This is a genomic window from Pseudacidovorax sp. DMC4, from assembly GCF_056314265.1.
On record NZ_JBQUYR010000007.1, the window covers coordinates 259054 to 273724 of the forward strand.

At 71.3% G+C, this 14671-nt stretch carries 13 protein-coding genes; 6 read left to right on the forward strand and 7 right to left on the reverse strand.

Annotated elements, in window-relative coordinates; all coding sequences use genetic code 11:
• Positions 1-11 precede the first annotated feature (11 nt).
• Genes ACT54X_RS15220 through ACT54X_RS15245 form a run of 6 tightly spaced genes read right to left on the reverse strand, consistent with a single transcriptional unit; the run spans position 12 to position 7216 of the window.
• Entirely contained in the window at positions 12-959 is a 948-nt protein-coding gene (locus ACT54X_RS15220) for an NAD(P)H-dependent flavin oxidoreductase (RefSeq protein WP_476347361.1), read from the reverse strand.
• Positions 956-1948 (reverse strand): NAD(P)H-dependent flavin oxidoreductase, encoded by a 993-nt coding sequence (locus ACT54X_RS15225; RefSeq protein WP_294372197.1) that lies wholly within the window; start codon positions 1946-1948, stop codon positions 956-958. The genes ACT54X_RS15220 and ACT54X_RS15225 overlap by 4 nt, the downstream gene beginning before the upstream one ends.
• Positions 1945-3054 carry a CaiB/BaiF CoA transferase family protein gene (locus ACT54X_RS15230; RefSeq protein ID WP_294372196.1) on the reverse strand — a complete coding sequence of 370 codons (1110 nt, stop codon included), beginning with the start codon at positions 3052-3054 and terminating at the stop codon, positions 1945-1947. The genes ACT54X_RS15225 and ACT54X_RS15230 overlap by 4 nt, the downstream gene beginning before the upstream one ends.
• Complete coding sequence (locus tag ACT54X_RS15235) at positions 3051-5180, reverse strand: acetate--CoA ligase family protein (RefSeq protein WP_476347363.1); 2130 nt, start codon at positions 5178-5180, stop codon at positions 3051-3053. The genes ACT54X_RS15230 and ACT54X_RS15235 overlap by 4 nt, the downstream gene beginning before the upstream one ends.
• Positions 5181-5195: 15 nt before the next feature.
• The gene (locus ACT54X_RS15240; protein ID WP_294372193.1) at positions 5196-6341 is read right to left on the reverse strand and encodes an acyl-CoA dehydrogenase family protein; all 1146 of its coding nucleotides are present in this window, start codon (positions 6339-6341) and stop codon (positions 5196-5198) included.
• 59 nt (positions 6342-6400) lie between these two features.
• Complete coding sequence (locus ACT54X_RS15245; RefSeq protein WP_354319253.1) at positions 6401-7216, reverse strand: IclR family transcriptional regulator; 816 nt, start codon at positions 7214-7216, stop codon at positions 6401-6403.
• Positions 7217-7386: 170 nt separating this feature from the next.
• Between ACT54X_RS15245 and ACT54X_RS15250 the strand changes: the two genes are divergently transcribed.
• From ACT54X_RS15250 to ACT54X_RS15275, 6 genes are all read left to right on the forward strand, one after another.
• The gene (locus tag ACT54X_RS15250; protein WP_294372189.1) at positions 7387-8370 is read left to right on the forward strand and encodes a Bug family tripartite tricarboxylate transporter substrate binding protein; all 984 of its coding nucleotides are present in this window, start codon (positions 7387-7389) and stop codon (positions 8368-8370) included.
• Between the two features lie 42 nt (positions 8371-8412).
• Positions 8413-8844, forward strand: coding sequence for a Zn-ribbon domain-containing OB-fold protein (locus tag ACT54X_RS15255; protein ID WP_354319255.1), 432 nt, complete (start codon positions 8413-8415; stop codon positions 8842-8844).
• A complete protein-coding gene (locus ACT54X_RS15260) occupies positions 8841-9995 on the forward strand; it encodes a thiolase family protein (RefSeq protein ID WP_476347366.1) in 1155 nt (384 codons plus the stop codon). Before ACT54X_RS15255 ends, ACT54X_RS15260 begins: the two co-directional genes overlap by 4 nt.
• Before the next feature lie 17 nt (positions 9996-10012).
• Entirely contained in the window at positions 10013-10834 is an 822-nt protein-coding gene (locus ACT54X_RS15265) for an enoyl-CoA hydratase/isomerase family protein (protein ID WP_354319257.1), read from the forward strand.
• A 40-nt stretch (positions 10835-10874) separates the two neighbouring features.
• A complete protein-coding gene (locus ACT54X_RS15270; protein WP_476347369.1) occupies positions 10875-11690 on the forward strand; it encodes an SDR family NAD(P)-dependent oxidoreductase in 816 nt (271 codons plus the stop codon).
• A 191-nt stretch (positions 11691-11881) separates the two neighbouring features.
• Positions 11882-13627 (forward strand): ankyrin repeat domain-containing protein, encoded by a 1746-nt coding sequence (locus ACT54X_RS15275; protein ID WP_476347371.1) that lies wholly within the window; start codon positions 11882-11884, stop codon positions 13625-13627.
• On the opposite strand, the gene ACT54X_RS15280 is transcribed toward ACT54X_RS15275, so the two are convergent.
• On the reverse strand, positions 13545-14660 hold the full coding sequence (locus tag ACT54X_RS15280; RefSeq protein WP_476347373.1) for a GGDEF domain-containing protein: 1116 nt from the start codon (positions 14658-14660) through the stop codon (positions 13545-13547). The genes ACT54X_RS15275 and ACT54X_RS15280 overlap by 83 nt on opposite strands.
• Positions 14661-14671: the final 11 nt, after the last annotated feature.

Consider the following 14671-nt stretch of genomic DNA (forward strand, 5'->3'; position numbering starts at 1 on the left):
CGGCCGGGGGCTCAAGGTGCCGCGCCTTGGTATTCCACCTGCAGCTGCCCCACGAGCGCTGCCACGCTCTGCACCTCGCGCACGGCCGACACCGTGTGGCCGCCGCTCCAGATGTCGGTCCAGCGCTGGCTGGCCGCGCCTTCCGATCCCCCGCCCCAGCGTCGGCGCGCCTCTTCCACCGACACGCTTTCGTCCAGTGTGTTCACGTCGATGCCCAGCCGCTCGGCCGACTGGCGCAGAAAGCTCGCCGGCAGCCCGGTGAAGGCGCGCGTCAGCAGCACGTCGTCGATGTCGGCGTCGCACAGCATCTGGCGGTAGCCCTCGCTGGCCAGGCTCTCCTGCGCGGCGATGAAGCGCGTGCCCATGATCCCGAGGTTGCAGCCCAGCGTGATGGCGGCGCGCAGGGCCACGCCGTCGGCCATGCCGCCGGCCAGCACGATCGGGCCGTCGAACACGCGGCGCACGGCGCGCACGAAGGCGAAGGGATTCGCCCAGCCCGTGTGGCCGCCGGCACCCGCGGTCAGAAGCACCAGGCCGTCCACGCCCGACTGGATGGCGCGCTCCGCATGGTGCAGCGAAGCGACATCGGCGAAGACGCGGCAGCCGCCGTCGTGCAGAACCGGCACCACCGACGAGGGCGAGCCCACGCTGGTAATGACCAGCCGCGCGCCATGGCGGGCGATGAGGTCCACCTCGGCCCGCACCTTGGCCGGGTCGCGCCGCATGATCAGGTTGGGGCAGTACGGTGCCACCGTGTCGCCGCCGGCGCGTGCCTCCTCGTCCAGGCGCGACATCCAGGCGTCCAGCTCGTCGAGCGAGCGGCAGTTGGCGGTGGGAAAGGCGCCGATCACGCCGCTGCGGCAGGCAGCGGACACCAGCTCGATGCCCGACACGCGCAGCATGGGTGCGGCGATCACGGGCACGGCCAGGCGGCCGAGGAAGTCCAGGGAGGAGTTCATGGCAGAAGTGCTGGAAGGGCGCGCATCGCGTCCCGGCACTGGGCCAGGAACTCGTCGACGATGGCGTCCAGGGGTTGGATGCGGTGGGCGAAGGCGATGGCGGGGCCCAGGGACAGCATGCCCTGCTGCCAGTCGCCGCCTTCGTAGCAGGCGTCGCGCGCGAGGCGTCCGGCGATCAGCGGGCCGAAGGCCGCGTGGTCGGTGACGCCGGCGCGTTCGATGGCTTCAATCCGGCGCGCCGTCTCGTTGCGCAGCACGCGCCAGGTGTTGCCCAGCGATTGCAGCAGCCGAACGGTGCTGTGCTCGTCGCAACCCACCAGGTGCGCCTTGTAGGCCGGATGGGCCGAGATCTCCTCGCAGACCAGGAAGCGGCTGCCCATGAGCACGCCGTCCGCGCCCAGGGCCAGTGCGGCAGCCAGTTGGCGACCGTGGCCGATGCCGCCGCCCAGCACCAGCGGCACGCTGATGCGCCCGCGCGCCAGTGCGCCCATCAGCATGGTCGGCAACTCGTTCATGCCGGGATGGCCGCCCTCCTCCATGCCCACCAGCGCAATCGCGTCGGCACCAGCGGCCTGCGCGGCCAGGCCATGGCGCAGGCTGGAGGCCTTGTGGATCACCACGCCGCCCGCGGCATGGATGGTCTCGATCAGCGTCTGCGGGCCGTAGCCCGCCGTCTCGAAATGGCGCACGCCATGAGCGAGCGCCATGTCGAGCCAGCGCGGGACGTCGGCGTTGGCCTCGGGCCGGGCCGAAAGCGTGAGGTTGACGCCGAAGGCGTGGCCCTCGGCCAGCTCGCTGCAGCGCTGCAGTTGGGCGCGCCATTCGGCCTCGCCCGGAAAGGAGCGCGGCGTCAGGAAGCCCATGCAGCCGGCCCGGGCCAGCGCACTCACGTACGCGGCATCGGACAGCCACATGAGCCCGCCGCCCAGCACCGGATGGCGGATGCCGAACAGCTGCGTCAGCCGGGTCTGCAGCAGGGCGGGCGTCACGGTGCAGTGCCGGCGCTGTCCAGGCGCGGGGCGCCAGCGAGCGCCCGCGGGTCGACCCCGCGCAGGTTCACGGGAAAGGGCACCGCTGCCAGCGGCTCGCTGCCGAGGAAGCGGCCACGCTCGGCGAACTGCGCGGTGGCGGCCAGCTCCGTCGGTGCCACCACCGGCGCGACCGGCAGGTCGGCCCGTGCCATGCGCTCGAAAGCCGCATCGGCATCGAGCGCCGCGACCTGCGCGGCCAGCCGCGCATTGATGTCTTCGGCCTCGGCCTTGCGGGCCGCGAAGCCGCCGTACCGGGCATCGTCGAAGGGGCCCATGTCCACCACCATGCACAGCCGCGCCCAGAAGTGGTCTTCCAGGGCGGCGACCGACAGGTGCCGGCCATCGCGGCAGCGGAAGATGCCGTAGGCCGGCTTGACCAGCGCCACGCTGCGCTGCTCCTCCAGCTGGGTCGTGCCGCCATCGCGGAAGCTGCCCAGCCGCGGCGTCATCCAGTGCAGGGCGCAATCGGCGAGGGCCACGTCCAGGTGCTGGCCCAGGCCGCTGTGCTGGCGTTGCAGCAGGGCCGCCAGCGTGGCTGAAAGCGCATACATCGCACCGCACAGGTCCGCGGCCGGCAGCCCGAAGCCCGGCGCCGGTGGCCCGCCCGGCTCGCCCGACAGCGCCATCACGCCCGCGGCCGCCAGGTAGTTGATGTCGTGGCCGGGCAGCTGGGCCCAGGGCCCGTCCTGCCCGTAGCCGCTCAGCGACACATAGACCAGGCGCGGATGCGCGGCCTGCAGGCTGGCGTGGTCCAGGCCCAGGCGGGTCATCACGCCCGGCCGGTAGGACTCGACCAGCACGTCGGCGCCCGCCAGCAGGGCATGGGCCCGGGCGCGGCCGGCCTCGTCCTTCAGGTCCAGCAGCACGCTCTTCTTGCCGCGGTTGACGGCCTCGAAGCCGCCGGGCCCGAGGCGCCGGGCGTTGTCGCCATGCGGCGGACGCTCGACCTTGATCACCTCGGCGCCCATCTCCGCCAGCATCTGCGTGAAGAAGGGGCCGGGCAGCAGCTCGCTGAAGTCGAGCACGGTGATGCCGGCGAGCGGCGGAGCGGGTTCGCTCTTCATTCGCTCTCCAGCATCACGATGACGGCATCCAGCGGCAGCGCGCCCTCGCCCTCGCTGCCCACCCATACCGGGTTCAGGTCCATCTCCTCCAGGCGGGCCGAATGGGCCGTGACGAAGTCCGACACTGCGAGCAGCAGCCGCTCCAACGCGGCCACGTCGGCGGGCGGCTTGCCGCGCGCGCCCTGCAGCAGCGGGTAGCAGCGCATTTCGCGCACCATGGCGCTGGCATCGGCGGGCCGCAGCGGCAGCAGGCGGCGCGTGACGTCGCGCAGCAGCTCCACATAGATGCCGCCCAGGCCGAAGGTCATGACATGGCCGAAGACCGGGTCGCGCGTGACGCCCACCATCAGCTCGAAGCCGCCGCGCGGAGCCATCTTCTCGATCAGCAGGCCATCGATGGCCGCCTGGGGCTTGTGGTGGCGCACCGAGGCCATGATGTCGTCCCAGGCCAGCTCGACCTGGGCACCGTCGCCGATGCCCACCTTCACGCCGCCGATGTCGGACTTGTGCACCACGTCCGGGCTGGCGATCTTGGCGACCACCGGATAGCCCATGCCGTCGGCGATGCGGCGCGCTTCTTCGCGCGTCGCCGCCACGGCCGCGGGCAGCAGCGCGATGCCGGACTGCGCCAGCAGCTGCTTGGCCTCCAGCTCCGAGAGATTGCGCACCGTGCCCGTGGCCGGCACCGCGAAGGGCGCTGGCAGCGGCCTGCGGGGCTCGCCCAGCCCGCCGGCGCGCTGCCAGCGGCCCCACTCCGTCCAGCGCTGCACGGCCTTGAGGGCCTTGCCCACCGAGCGCGGCGGCGCGAAGCCGCCTTCGACCAGCAGCTTGTAGCCCTCGCCCAGGCGGTCGCTCATCCAGATCGGGATGATGGGCGTGGGGCTTTGCTGCTGCGCGGCGCGGATGGTGTGGGCCAGGCTCACCGTCGTCGCGCCGTATTCGAGCGCGATGGGCGCGAGCACGCAGCCCAGGTTGGGGTCGGTGGTGACGGCGCCCAGCGTCTGCTCGATCAGGTCGGCATCGCTCAGGATGGCGGCCGTGGTGTCCACCGGGTTGTCGATGGCGGCGTAGTCGGGCAGGCGGCTGCGCAGCAGCTCGCGGGTGTGCGGCGCGAACTCGGCCAGCTTCAGGCCGGCGGTGCCCACGGCATCGGCCGTGAGCGCGGCCGTGCCGCCGGAGGAGCAGTAGATGCCGATGGCCTCCTGCGCCGGCGGCATCGCGCGGGCGAACAGCCAGGCGGTGTCGACCAGCTCGTCGATGTCGTCCACCTCGATCACGCCGTACTGGCGGAAGACCGCGCTGTTCACCTCGGCCGAGCCGGTGAGCGACGCCGTGTGCGACTGGGCGGCGCGCTGGCCGTATTCGGACTTGCCCACCTTCAGCGCGATGACGGGCTTGCCGTTGTCGGCGGCGCACTGCAGGGCGGCCAGCAGCCGGGGGCCGTCCTTGATGCCCTCCAGCAGCGTGACGATGACCTTGATGTCCGGCGCCGTCGCCATGTAGTGGATGAAGTCGGCCACCTGCAGGTCGACTTCGTTGCCGGTGGAGGCCCACAGGCCGATGCCCACCCCGCGCTCCATGGCCTGCATGACGTTGCGGCCCAGGCCGCCGCCCTGCGTGGCCAGGCCGATGGGGCCGGGCACCAGGTCGTGCGGGAAGGAGGGCGAGAAGGTCATGCCCAGCCGGGCGTTGATGTTGCACAGGCCCGGGCAGTTGGGCCCGTAGATGCGCATGCCGGCGGCGTCGGCGATCTCCTTCAGGCGCTGCTGGGCGCGCTCGCCTTCGGCGCCGGCCTCGCCGAAGCCGGAGGTCAGGATGACCAGGAAGGGCACGCCGCGGGCCGCGCATTCCTCGGCGACGGCCAGCACGCCGGCCGCGGGCACCGCGATGATGGCCACATCGGGCGTCTGCGGCAGCGCGGCGACGCTGGGCCAGCAGCGTCGGCCGCGCAGCTCGGTCTTGGTGGGATTGACCAGGTACAGCTCGCCGCGGATGGTCGAGTGGTCCATCAGGTTGGTCAGCGTGCGGCCGCCGATGCTATGGGGCCGGTCGGAGGCACCGACCAGGGCGATGCAGGCAGGGTCGATCAGGCGCGCCAGGTCGGCGCGGTGGGTGGAGGTCGTCATGCGTGCTCCTGCGGCTCAGGCGATGGCCGAGATGCCCAGGATCTCGCGGCCGACGATCAGCGTCTGCACCTCGGTCGTGCCTTCGGGGATGGTGCCGCCGCGCGTGTCGCGGAAGATGCGCTCGATGGGGTAGTCGGTGGCATAGCCCAGGCCGCCGTGCACCTGCAGCGCCATGCTCGCCACCTCGTGCGCGGCCTCGGTGGCATAGAGCTTGGCGATGGAGGCGGCCGTGCGGGCCTCGCCTTCGGAATCCAGCGCGGCGGCGGCGCGCAGGCCCAGCGCGCGGGCGGCCTCGACGCGGATCGTCATGTCCACGATCAGCTTCTGCACCAGCTGGAAGCTGCCGATGGGCTTGCCGAACTGGGTGCGCGTGCGCGCATGCGCGATGGACAGGTCCAGCGCCGACTGCGCCGCGCCCACGGCGCCCATGGCGATGTTGACGCGGGCGCTGTCCAGGCCGATCAGCATCTTCTTGAGGGCCTTGCCTTCCTCGCCCAGCAGGTTCTCGCGCGGGATGCGCACGTTGTCGAAGTTCAGCTCGGCGGTGCCGGTGCTGCGCAGCACCATGGTGTCCACGCGCCGCACCTCGAAGGGCGACACATCGCGCTCGACCAGGAAGGTCGACAGCTGGCCGTTGCAGTCCGGGCTGAAGGTGCGGGCCACCACGATGCCGAAGTCGCCGAAGGCGCCGTTGGTGATCCACAGCTTGCGGCCGTTGAGCACGTAGTGGTCGCCCTGCAGGTCGGCACGGGTCTGCACCTGCGCGATGTTGGAGCCGGTGCCCGGCTCGCTGATGGCGCTGAAGCAGCGGCGCTCATTGGTCAGCAGCGGCCGCAGGAAGCGCTCCTTCTGCTCGGGCGTGGCTTCCTGGGCCAGCTTGTTGATGGCGGCGTTGGTGATGTTGAGGATGGTGCGCAGCGACAGCCAGGCATAGCCCGCCTCTTCCATCAGCAGGGCCCAGGTGAGCTGGTCCATGCCCATGCCGCCTTCTTCCTCCGGCAGGCGCCCGCCCAGGTAGCCGAACTCGGCCAGCTTGCCGAGCACCTCGAAGGGAAAGGTGCGGTCCTGGTCGTGGCGCGACACGATGGGCGCGATCTCGGCCTTCATGAAGCGGCGGATGCTGTCGCGCAGCATCGTCTGCTCGGAAGAAAGGGTGAACATGGTTTTGTCTCCTGGGTGGTCGGATGGATGGCCGGCCTGGGGGCCGTGCCGGGGTGGCGCTAAGCCCGGGCCTTGGTTCGTTTGGAAGGTGCGGGCGCTGGGGATTCGGCGGACGCCGCGGCTTCGGCCACGGCCGCGTGTTTGCGGAAGACGAGGGCCTGCACTTCCTGCAGGGCCTCGATGCACAGGGTGCGCTGTGCGCGCATGCGGTCGGTGAGGCCGGCCACCGACAGGGCGATGGCCTCGCCGCCGATCTGGCCGGCGACGGCCACGGCGGTGAGGCCTTCGCTGCCTTCGTTCTCGACCCAGATGTAGCCCTGCTCCCGGGCCTTGGCCACCTGAGCCTCCAGGGCGGCCAGGTCGGTCAGCGTGCCCGAGGCCAGGCTGCGCAGCGGCTTGAGCCGCAGCTGGCGCGCCGCCTCCTCGGGCGTGCCGATGGACAGGATGGCCTTGCCCAGCGCCGACACATGCAGTGCCAGCTTGTCGCCCACGTGCTGCATGTAGCGCAGCGGATGGCGGCCTTCGCTGAGCGCGATCACCTTGACGATGCCGTTCTCCAGCCGGCCGCACAGGCCGGTCTCGCCGGTGCGGTCGCGCAGCAGTTCGCAGGCCTCGGCGCCCACGGCATAGAGCGGGTCGCTGGCCGAGATCTCCTTGGCCACGGCCAGCAGGCGGGCCGTGGGATAGAAGCGCCGGCTGCGCGCCGTGCGCAGCAGATAGCCCAGCTCATGCAGGGTGTGCAGCAGGTCGGAGCAGCTGCTTTCGGGCAGGTCCATGAGCCGGGCCAGGTCGGAGTTGGACAGCTCCCGCTTCTCGCGGGCGAAGACCTCCAGCAGGGTCATGGTGCGGGCAGCGGCGGGGACAAGGGTGGGCATCGTCTCTCCGATATTTCGTAGGAAAGCACGATGGTACAGGCCATGCCGGCGTTGGAATCGGACCGTCCTTCGGATCGCTCGCTGCGAATTCATCGATTTCGATTTGCTTTTCTACGAGATGTTGAAGTAGTCTACGGCATACCGAATATTAAGAGCAACCGGAGACATCCATGAAACGCGCTTTCCACGCCCTCGCGCTGACCCTCGCGGCGCTCGTCGCCCACGGCCCCGCCAGCGCCGCACCCGACGACGCCTGGCCCACCAAGCCGCTGACCTTCGTCGTGCCCTTCCCGCCCGGCGGCATCACCGACAACACGGCCCGCGTGCTGGCGCAGAAGGTGGGCGACAAGCTGGGCCAGCAGGTGGTGGTGGACAACCGGCCGGGTGCGGGCGGCTCCATCGGCGCCGAGTACGCGGCGCGGCAGCCGGCCGATGGCTACACCTTCCTGTATGGCACCCAGGGCACCCATGGCGCCAATCTGGCGCTCTACAAGAACATCCGCTACGACCCGGTCAAGGACTTCGTGGCGGTGCACGGCATCTCGGAGTCGCCGCTGGTCCTGGTCATCAACCCGAGCCGCAGCTTCAAGACCGTGCCCGAGCTGGTCGCCTATGCGAAACAGAACCCGGGCAAGCTGAACTTCGGCTCCGCCGGGGCCGGCACCGGCACGCACCTCACGGCCGAGCTGTTCCAGGCTGCGACAGGGACCAAGCTGACCCATGTGCCCTACAAGGGCAGCAGCCCGGCCCTGACCGACCTGATCGCCGGCAACCTGGACCTGGCCTTCGACTACGCGGCGGTGGTGATGCCTTTCGTTCAGGCCGGAAAGCTCAAGGCCCTGGCGGTGACCAGCAAGACCCGACTGGCGAACGTGCCCCAGCTGCCCACGCTGGGCGAACTGGGCATCTCGGGCGCGGACTCCACCGCCTGGGGCGCGGTCTTCGTGCCCGCCAAGACGCCGGCCCCGGTCGTGCAGCGTCTGTCCGATGCCGTGGCCGCCGCCATCGTCGACCCCGAGTTCGTGGCCATCAGCGAGAAGAACGGCAGCCTGCCCATGCGCGGCATGCGCGGCGAGAAGCTCGATGCCTTCGTCAAGTCGGAGATGACCCGCTGGCGCGAGGTGGTGCAGAACTCCGGCGCCAAGGTCGACTGACCGGCCTTGCCTCCCATTTGCTCTTTCATCCCTAGGACTCTCATGACCCTCGACCTGCGGGGCTACCAGCCCCGCCATCCCACGCTCTACCAGCTGGCCGCCGACGGCGAATCGCTGGACTTCGTCTTCGCCCAGTGCCCGGCCTGCGGCCACCTGGCCTTTCCGGCCGACGCGCCAGGCTGCAGCCAGTGCGGCGACCCGATGAAAGACGCCGCGCGCATCACGCGCCCCGGCAACGGCACGCTGCTGGAGTTCGTGACCCTGCATGTGCCCCTGCTGCCCGGCATGCAAGTGCCGCGCATCGCCGCCGACATCCGCCTGGGCGAGGACGGCCCCATCGAGGAAGGGGTGATGGCCACCACCGACGAGTCGCAGTTGCGCGTGGGCATGCCGCTGCGCGCGGTGGCTCATCCCTTGCCGGAGGGCGAGGTGTTCGACTGCCGCTTCGTGCCGGCGACGGAGGCCCAGCGATGAGCGCGTGGATCGACGACAACGACGGCGTGTACGTGGCCGGCATCGGCATGCATGCGTACCAGTTCCCCACCGAGACGCCCTACACCCACCTGGGCCTGACCGCGGTGCGCCAGGCCCTGGCCGACGCGGGCCTGGCCTGGCCGCAGGTGAACAGCGCCTACATCGGCACCACCTCCATCGGCATGGCGGCGGGGCGGGTGATGCTGCGCCACCTGGGCTCGACCGGCCTGGCCGTCACCCAGGTCGAGAACGCCTCGGCCTCGGGCTCCTTCGCCTTCCGGCAGGCCTGCCTCGAAGTGGCGCGCGGCGTCAGCGACGTGGTGCTGGCCGTGGGCCTGGACAAACATGGCGACGGTCGCCGCGCGGCCGACAAGGACGGCCTGGCGCACCTGAGCGAGACCGCCAACGTCCCGGCGGTCAAGTTCGCCATGATGGCGCGCACCTACCTGCGCGAGCGCAATGCCGACGTGGCCTCGATGGCGCAGGTGGCGGTCAAGAACCATGGCAACGCCTCGCGCAACCCCTACGCGCAGTACCGCAAGCCGCGCACGCTGGAGCAGGTGCTGGCCTCGCCGCGCGTGGCCGGCGACCTGACGGTGCAGCAGTGCTGCCCGCGCGGCGAAGGCGCGGCGGCGGCCCTCGTGGTGTCGGGCCGCGCCCTGCGCCGGCTGGGCCTGGACCCCAGGCGCTGCGTGCGCGTGCGGGCCTCCACCGCCTGCAGCGAGACGCCCGAGACTGCCTACGGCCAGGCTGCCGTCGACCTGGTGCGCAGCAGCGCGCAGTCGGCGCTGGAGCAGGCGGCCATCTCGGCTGAGACGCTGGACCTGCTCGAACTGCACGACGCCTTCTCGGTGGAGGAGCTGCTCTACAGCGAAGCCATCGGCGTGTGCCCGCCCGGCGAGGGCGCGAGCTTTTTGATGCGCGGCGACTCGCGCATCGGCGGGCGCTGCGCCATCAATGCCTCGGGCGGCCTGATCGGCATGGGCCATCCGCTGGGGCCGACCGGCATCGGCCAGATCGCCGAGCTGACCCGGCAACTGCGCGGCGAGGCCGGCGAGCGCCAGCACAGCCATGCGCGCTGGGCCATGGCCCACATGATCGGGCTGGGCTCGGTGGCCATCGCCCACGTTCTTTCCGCACCCGGCGCCTGAAAAGGAGCGGCACCCGCATGACCACGACCACCACGCCCCCCGACCACGTCGAACTCGGCACCCTCACCTATGCAGTGCAGGGCCATGTCGCCGTGATCACCCTCAACCGCCCCGAGCGCATGAACACCATCGGCAGCACGATGAAGCCCGACCTGGCGCAGGCCTTCCTGCAGCTGGCCCGGGCCGACGAGCGCGTGCGCGCCGTGGTGCTGACCGGTGCCGGCGAACGCGCCTTCTGCGCGGGCGCCGACATCAAGGAACGTGCCGACCACCAGATCAGCGCCACGGACTTCTTCGTCGCGCAGAAGGCCACGCACGACCTGCTGCGCGACATCGAGGAATTCGAGAAGCCGGTCATCGCCGCCATCAACGGCGTGGCGCTCGGCGGCGGGCTGGAGATCGCGCTGTGCTGCGACCTGCGCATCGCGGCCGACCATGCGAAGTTCGGCCTGCCCGAGGCCCGCATCGGCGCCCTGCCGGCGGCCGGGGGCACGCAGCGCCTGCCGCGGCTGATCGGCGAGGCGCGCGCCAAGCACCTGATGTTCACCGCTGCCCAGATCGACGCCGCCCAGGCACTGCAGATGGGCCTCGTCACGCAGGTCTGCCCTGGCGCCGAGCTGATGACCGAGGCCATGAAGCTGGCCGGCACCGTGGCCGCGATGCCGCCGCTGTCCATCCGCTTCATCAAGCGCGCGGTCAACCGCGGCATGCAGACCGACCTGGACAGTGGCCTGGAATACGAGCGCTATGCCGCCGCCATGTTGATCGACAGCGAGGACCGCAAGGAAGGCATGCGCGCCTTCGTCGAGAAGCGGGCGCCTGTCTTCAAGGGCCGCTGAAGCGCCGCCCTTCCATTTCCATCATTCACGAGGAAGAACCATGAAACTCAATCTGGAACGCCGCGTCGCGCTCGTCACCGGGGGCGGCCAGGGCGTGGGCCGTCAGATCTGTATCGAGCTGGCCCGCGAGGGCGCACGGGTGGTGGTCAACGACCTGTTCGCACCGCGCGCCGAAGCGGTGGCGGCCGAGATCCGCGCCCAGGGCGGCGAGGCCCTGGCCGCACCGGCCGATATCACCCAGGCCGGGCAGGTGCGGGCCATGGTGGACCAGGCCGCGAGCCATTTCGATGCGCCGGTGGAGATCCTGGTGAACAACGCCGGCATCATTCCCGAGCGCCGCGAGAAGGGCGGGCGCACGCCGGCCTTCGTCGACATGCCGGTGGAGGACTGGGCCAAGATCATCAACCTCAACGTGTACGGCACGTTGCACTGCTGCCACGCCGTGCTGCCGGGCATGGTGGCGCGCAGGGGTGGGCGCATCGTCAACATCATTTCCGAGGCCGGCCGCATCGGCGAGGCCAACATGGCCGTCTACTCCGGCGCCAAGGCGGCCATCGCGGGCTTTGCCAAGGCCCTGGCAAAGGAGCATGGCCGCCATGCGGTGACCGTCAACTCCATCGCGCTGGGCGCCGTCTCGCACGAGGGCATCAAGGACGGCCCGCTGCATGTGGACGCCACGCCGCAGAACAACGAGCTGCTGGCCAAGATGCTGGGCATCTACCCCATCTCCAAGGGCGTGGGCCGGCTGTCGCGGCCGGACGACGTGTCGGGGCTGGTGGCCTTCCTGGCCTCGGACCGGGCGCTGTTCATCACCGGGCAGACCATCGGCGCCTCGGGCGGCTTCGCGATGGTCTGAGGGGCAGGGCGGCGGCGGCCCGCCGCCGGCCCGCCCTTTATGATCCGGCCCGCGTGCAAGACGCCTCCGGGTCCGCGGGAAGGGTTGAACCCACTTGCCTGTCTTGCGGCATCCATCGCGGTGCCGCCTCCTCACCACCTTGGGTGCAGCCGGTCTTGCGGGCCATCGGCGTTCGATGCACAGAGGTGTCCATGCAATCCCTCCCTCCCCGGCCCGACATCGGGCATCTGAAGAAGCAGGCGAAGTCCCTGCTGGCCGACTACCGGCGCGGCGCGCCCGCGGCGATGCAGCGCTTCCGGTCGGCATTGCCCGCCGCGCGCGGCCGGGACGATGCCGCCCTCGCGGCCGCATCGCTGCGGCTGCACGATGCGCATTCCTGTATCGCACGCGAGCACGGCTTTGCCAGCTGGGCGGATCTGCTGGGCTTCGTCGAGGCGCGGCGGGCGCTCCTCGACGACCCACAGGCAGCGCTGCTGCACTGGCTGCGGCTGGTCTATGCCGGCGATGTGGCCGGCGGCAACGGCGCCAGCCGGCCCGCGGTGGCGGCACGGCTGCTGGCGGAACATCCTGCGCTCTTGGCTGGCGCCGATCCCTGGCTGGCTTGCGCCATCGGCGACGAGGCGGCGCTGCGGGCCGCCACGCAACGCGATCCGCCCTGGGTCCACCGGCCCGGCGGCCCGTTGCGGCTGCCGCCGCTGGTGGCGGTCACCCATTCCGGCCTGGCGCGCGTGCCCGGTTTCGCGGAGGGCCTGCGGGCCTGCGTCGCAGGGCTGCTGGCCGGCGGCGCCTCGCCCAACCAGTCCATCGGCAGCCGGTGGACGCCCGCCTCGCTGGACGCGCCAGACGAGTCCTTGCGCGTGTCGGCGTTGTACGGCGCGGCGGGCCAGGCGGGCGACGCGGCCATGACGAAGCGGCTGCTCGATGCTGGCGCCGAGCCGGACGATGGCGAGTCGCTCTACCACGCGCTCGGCACGCCCGCCTGCGCACGCCTGCTGCTGGAGGCCGGCGCGACGATCGCGGGCACCAACGCCATCTACCGCGCGCTCGACTTCGACGATCCGCAGGCCCTGCAACTGCTGCTGGCGCACGGCGGCGATCCGGACGAGCCGCCGGCCGGTCCGCCGACCTCGGACTGGGGCACGCCGCTGCTGTGGGCGATCCGCCGGCGCCGTTCGGTGGCGCATGTCCAGGCGCTGATCGACGCAGGCGCGCGCACCGATGTGCGCACGCCCGACGGTGTGACGGCCCGCGTCCTCGCGCTGCGCTTCGGCCTCCCGGAGATCGCCGCGCTGCCGGCGTTGGCCGCGTCGGGGAGTCCAGGCGGCGACGACCTCGCCACGGTCGAGGCCTTCGTGGCCGCATGCGCCCGTGGCGACACGTCGTCCGCGCTGTCCCTCCAGCGTGCCGAGCCCGATGTGCTCGCCCGGCTGGACGACGCGCAGCGGCGCCTGCTGCCGGAACTGGCGGCCGATGGATGCGACGCCGCCGTGCGTGCCATGGTGGCCTGTGGCTGGCCGCTGGAAGTTCGCGGGGGCGACATCGACGGCTCGGCCCTGAACCAGGCCGTGTTCCGCGGCGATGCGGCGCTTGTGCGCCTGCTGCTGGAGAACGGCGCCGACTGGCGCGCGCCGCATGGCTTCGGCGACGACGTGCGGGGCACGCTGTCCTGGGCCTCGCTCAACATGCCGTCAGGCGAGGGCGACTGGGCCGGCTGCGCGCAGGCGCTGCGGGGCCACGGCATGCCGGCCGCCCTGCCCGATCCGGACGGGTCGGACGCGGTGCTGATCGATGGCCGCCGTTATCTGTTCGCGGACGAGGTGCGGGCCGTGCTGCTGGGCACGGGGGTGTTTCACCTCAGTCGGCCGTGCATACCCGGTCCCGACCGGACTGCTTGGCCTTCAGCATCGCCAGATCGGCCCGGTGCAGGGTCTGCATGACGGATTCGTCTGCCCGTAGCACGGCGATGCCGACAGAGACGGTCAGGCGTTCATCGGGCCGCGGCACCTGCGCGAGCAGCAGACGCAGGCGCTCGGCCACCGCCACGGCCTGGGCTTGCTCCTGGCCCGGGAGCAGCACGCAGAACTCCTCCCCGCCGAGCCTGCCCAGCACGTCATGCTGCGGCAGGGCCTGTCTCAGCGCCCCGGCCAAGCCTCGCAGCACCGCGTCCCCAGCCGCGTGGCCATGGCTGTCGTTGAGCCGCTTGAAATGGTCGATGTCCAGGTACAGCAGGGCAAGCGGGGCCCCTGTCTCGCGCGCCAGGCCGGCGGCCTGTTCCGCCTGGTGCAGGAACTCTGCCCGGCTGCGGGCGCCCGTGAGGGCGTCCGTGGCGCTGAGTTCCGCGAGCCGGCGTTCCTGGTCGAAGGCGCGGCGTTGGTAGTCCTGGATGCGGCGGTGGGTGACAAAGCCTGTGGCAAGGGCGATGCCCGCATAGAGCAGCGTGAAGACGGTGTCGGTCCGGTTGGCCGTGGGGTCGAACACGAAGGGCAGGAAGAAGGCATAGCAGGCCAGCGAACCGCCGACCCACTGCGCCGACGTGATCCAGAAGAAGCTGGTGGTGACGGCGATGATGATCGCCGCGGGAAGGAAGTACATGAGCGGCCGGTCGGTGCCGAGCGCGCCCAGATAGCTGTTGAGGCTCACCGTGGCAATGGTCGCCATGCAGGCCAGGCCGTAGGTCTGGACCGAGGGTGCGCGCGCGATGAGGAAGGCGAACAGCGCGGTCAGCGGCAGCAGCAGTACCCGCAGCCCCACATATTCCGGCATCGGGATCAGCAGCCGCGCCAGCAGCGCCGCCACCGAGCCGGCCACGGCGGTCAGGCCCATTTCGATCGCCGTGAGTTGCAGACGCTGGCGGGTGTGGTCGCGGTAGATTTTTTCTCGATCGGCGGCGGAGGCGGCGCGCTGGAGCATCGGCTTCTCGTAGGGCAACGGCAGCGGCCGTTCGGGCGTGGGAAAGGAGGAGGCCGACATGGCCCTCGTGG

Bases quoted from the DNA above. Each gene is read 5' to 3' on its own strand.
- ACT54X_RS15220 (WP_476347361.1), bottom strand. From the start codon at position 959: ATGAACTCCTCCCTGGACTTCCTCGGCCGCCTGGCCGTGCCCGTGATC.
- ACT54X_RS15230 (WP_294372196.1), bottom strand. From the start codon at position 3,054: ATGAAGAGCGAACCCGCTCCGCCGCTCGCCGGCATCACCGTGCTCGAC.
- ACT54X_RS15235 (WP_476347363.1), bottom strand. From the start codon at position 5,180: ATGACGACCTCCACCCACCGCGCCGACCTGGCGCGCCTGATCGACCCT.
- ACT54X_RS15240 (WP_294372193.1), bottom strand. From the start codon at position 6,341: ATGTTCACCCTTTCTTCCGAGCAGACGATGCTGCGCGACAGCATCCGC.
- ACT54X_RS15245 (WP_354319253.1), bottom strand. From the start codon at position 7,216: ATGCCCACCCTTGTCCCCGCCGCTGCCCGCACCATGACCCTGCTGGAG.
- ACT54X_RS15250 (WP_294372189.1), top strand. From the start codon at position 7,387: ATGAAACGCGCTTTCCACGCCCTCGCGCTGACCCTCGCGGCGCTCGTC.
- ACT54X_RS15255 (WP_354319255.1), top strand. From the start codon at position 8,413: ATGACCCTCGACCTGCGGGGCTACCAGCCCCGCCATCCCACGCTCTAC.
- ACT54X_RS15260 (WP_476347366.1), top strand. From the start codon at position 8,841: ATGAGCGCGTGGATCGACGACAACGACGGCGTGTACGTGGCCGGCATC.
- ACT54X_RS15265 (WP_354319257.1), top strand. From the start codon at position 10,013: ATGACCACGACCACCACGCCCCCCGACCACGTCGAACTCGGCACCCTC.
- ACT54X_RS15270 (WP_476347369.1), top strand. From the start codon at position 10,875: ATGAAACTCAATCTGGAACGCCGCGTCGCGCTCGTCACCGGGGGCGGC.
- ACT54X_RS15275 (WP_476347371.1), top strand. From the start codon at position 11,882: ATGCAATCCCTCCCTCCCCGGCCCGACATCGGGCATCTGAAGAAGCAG.
- ACT54X_RS15280 (WP_476347373.1), bottom strand. From the start codon at position 14,660: ATGTCGGCCTCCTCCTTTCCCACGCCCGAACGGCCGCTGCCGTTGCCC.